We start from the raw sequence: 497 nt of genomic DNA, 5'->3' as shown, positions 1-497 counted from the left end.
TTCGGACTGGCGAAACTGGTGGATTCAACGCCCATCACACAAACCGGAACCACGCTAGGCACGATGGCGTACATGTCCCCCGAGCAGATCCAGGGCCGGCCAGTGGATCACCGCGCAGACCTGTTCTCCTTTGGTGTCCTCCTGTTCGAGATGCTAACCGGTCAGCGTCCTTTCGGCGGACTGTATGATGCGGCTCTCTCGTATGCGATCGTGAATGAAGATCCGCCGTCGCTCAAAGACTTCATGCCGGATGCTCCACATTCGTTTTCACTGTTGGTAAATCGACTACTTGAAAAAGATCCGGCTAAACGATATTCGAATACAGAACAATTGGCTGGTGAACTCAAAACCTGCCTGGAACAATTGCCGGATTCGATAGAAATCTCAAAAGTTACACCTTCCACAACGTCTCAGGCAGACACCGGGGATTCATCCAGTTCAGTTTCCACCAGTATTACCATCAACTTTCAATCATTTCGCACCCGAAATGGGATACT

At 50.7% G+C, this 497-nt stretch carries 1 protein-coding gene; it reads left to right on the top strand.

Annotated elements, in window-relative coordinates:
* Window positions 1-497, top strand: a 497-nt coding sequence (locus L6773_RS21345; RefSeq protein WP_237856708.1) for a serine/threonine protein kinase, incomplete at both ends; no start/stop codon positions are given.

Origin of the sequence: Rhodohalobacter sulfatireducens (assembly GCF_022012475.1) — a bacterium.
Lineage (GTDB): Bacteria > Bacteroidota > Rhodothermia > Balneolales > Balneolaceae > Rhodohalobacter > Rhodohalobacter sulfatireducens.
Note: the sequence above shows the minus strand (reverse complement) of the source record. Positions and strands in the feature narration are given on the sequence as shown.